Here is a 2746-nt window from a genome sequence, read left to right on the forward strand (position 1 = left end):
GAGAATATGGATGTGGTGGGTCAGGCGATCGAGGATGGCGCCGGTAAGGCGCTCCGATCCGAAGACCTTGTCCGGCATCAGCGCCTTTGGGACAGATTGAGGTGATTGCGTAACGGAGGATTTCGGGCTCATCGTAACCGACGAGGACAGACGATGAGACAGAATTCCATGGACGCAAAAGCAGCGGCTGACCGGACCGTGAAGGACATCCGGCGCAAGACCCGCAAACGCCATTCGGCCGAAGAGAAGATCCGGATCGTTCTGGCCGGCTTGCGTGGCGAGGACAGCATTGCCGCGCTGTGCCGCCGCGAGGGGATCGCCGAGAGCCTTTATTACAGCTGGTCGAAAGAGTTCCTCGAAGCCGGCAAGAAGCGGCTGGCCGGTGATACCGAACGCCAGGCCAACAGCGGCGAGGTCAGGGATCTGCGCCGCGAGATGCGCGATGTGAAGGAACTCGTTGCCGACCTCACCCTGGAGAACCGCCTGCTTAAAAAAAGCATGATTGCGGATGGGGGCGACGACGCATGAGATACCCGGCCTCCGAGAAGCTCGATATCATCCGCCTGGTCGAACAGTCGCATCTGCCGGTCAAGCACACCTTGCACAAGCTCGGCATCGCACGGACGTCGTTCTACAGGTGGTATGACCGCTACCAGGCCTTCGGTCTTGCCGGCCTTGAAGATCGCACCAGCCGACCGGGGCGGGTGTGGAACCGCATTCCCGATGATGTCCGCCAGGAGATCATCGATCTCGCCCTGGACGAACCGGATCTGTCGCCGCGGGAACTGGCCGTCACGTTCACCGACACGAAAAGCTATTTTGTGTCAGAAGCCTCGGTCTATCGCCTGCTCAAGGCGCATGACCTGATCACCAGCCCGGCTTTCATCGTCGTCAAGGCCGCCGACGAGTTCCACGACAAGACGACGGCACCGAACCAGCTCTGGCAGACCGACTTCACCTATCTCAAGGTCATCGGCTGGGGGTGGTTCTATCTGTCGACCATCCTCGACGACTACGCCCGCTATATCGTCGCCTGGAAGCTGTGCACGACGATGAAGGCGGACGATGTCACCGAGACGCTGACGATGGCGCTCGAGGCATCAGGTTGCGATCACGCCACAGTGGTTCACAAGCCGCGCCTTTTATCCGACAACGGCTCGTCCTACATCGCCGGCGATCTGGCCGACTGGCTGGACGACCACGGCATGGAGCATGTCCGTGGTGCGCCCTGGCATCCCCAGACCCAGGGCAAGATCGAGCGCTGGCATCAGACGCTGAAGAACCGGATCCTGCTCGAGAACTATTTTCTGCCCGGTGACCTGGAACGCCAGGTCGAGGCTTTCGTCGATCACTACAACACCCGGCGCTACCACGAGAGCCTCGGCAATCTGACACCGGCAGACGTCTACTTCGGGCGTGGCAGCGCCATCATCGAGAGGAGGAAGAAGATCAAGGAAATGACCATCCAAAACCGACGCTTGCGCCATCAGCGCCAGGCCGCCTAACATTGAACCCGGATGAGCCAGAGCCTCCGTTACCAGGAACGCTCAGTTGTCCCATTCCATTTGATGACGGACATTGTGTCCATAAGCCCATTCGCAGCGTGCACGCCGGCGACCAGGACGGTAAAAACGAGCCCATTTGAGACTTTCAATTCAAATCGCCGCCCGGCATTCGCGGCCCATAGCCGTCATTCGGCGGACAGTTAGAATTCGCAAATGCGTTCCCGTGACCAGCCTTTCACTACACGGGCGAGAGCTGACTTGCTTCTATGACGTGAGGGCAGACATTCGAAACGTTCGCGGTTCGCCGGCCGCAGCTATGTTGGGCGCAAGACGTCGTCAGTAGGTCGCGTATTTGGAAGGGATGGAACGTGAATTGCGAACAACCCGAACGACTCTTCGGTCCGTTGATCGGTTCGTCAGGTCCGTCGCCTAAAATATCCCTGCCGCATTAGCTGAGCCGAAGGCGCTGGTGGAGGTCGGCGGCGACCTGCTGGGCGCCGCGCAGGCCATAAACAGTTCTGCCAGCGATCCAGCCCTTCAGGCTTGCCGAGGCATGGCGCTCGGCAGGCATGACTGCAATCACACCCTCCTTGCCAACGAACCCCTTCTTGAACTGACGCAAGCCCTGATCGCCTTGGTCACCGCCGAGATCGTACCATTTGACCCCTGGCATCGCGCAAAGCCGCTCCGCAATCCACCAGTGCAGGGCGTAGCCGGCCTTCAGCGGAAGCGCCCGATCGTCAGTCGCGCCATAAAGGTAGACGGCTCTTTCACCTGACGTGTCGACGATGGCACCGGCCGTGTCGCGACCTTCGTGGCGGACCATGACCACCATCGGCAACAGTTCGGCTGTTCGGGTGGCGAGAATATCCGGGAGGGTCCAGATTGCAGAGCCGTCGTTGAAGTCCTTGCGCTGGAGCATCCTGTCGTAGAGCGCCATGAAGCGGTCGAGGCCATCGCCTGCTTCAAGAATGGTAATCTCAAAAGCGTTCTTTTCGGCCCTTTTCAGATTGTAGCGCCATTTCTGGTCGAGACTTCGGCGCAGCATCTCGGCTGACAGATCGACATTGACCAGATAGCGCTCCGGTGCGGCAAGGGACGCACCTTGATGGAAGCCCAGCCGATCGAGAATGTTGGCCGTCTCGGCGCTCCATACGGGATCGGCACCGGGCATGATCGTGAGCCAGAAGCCCCGTTTCTCGACATATTCGCTCCAGAGGCCGGCAAGACAGATTGCCAGA

General features: G+C 59.9%; 2 protein-coding genes. One reads left to right on the top strand and one right to left on the bottom strand.

What is annotated here, in order from left to right:
• Positions 1-153 precede the first annotated feature (153 nt).
• Positions 154-1505 (top strand): IS3 family transposase gene (locus Q0M35_RS18475; protein ID WP_295317715.1). Its coding sequence is split into 2 segments (ribosomal slippage): positions 154-490 and positions 490-1505, totalling 1353 coding nucleotides; the frame shifts between segments, so codons are not numbered across the junction.
• A gap of 448 nt (positions 1506-1953) precedes the next feature.
• Here Q0M35_RS18475 and Q0M35_RS18480 read toward each other — a convergent pair.
• Positions 1954-2746: GNAT family N-acetyltransferase (locus Q0M35_RS18480; protein ID WP_295317716.1), on the bottom strand; the 793-nt coding region annotated here is incomplete at its 5' end.

Origin of the sequence: Roseobacter sp. (assembly GCF_024639605.1) — a bacterium.
Classification (GTDB): Bacteria; Pseudomonadota; Alphaproteobacteria; order Rhodobacterales; family Rhodobacteraceae; genus Roseobacter.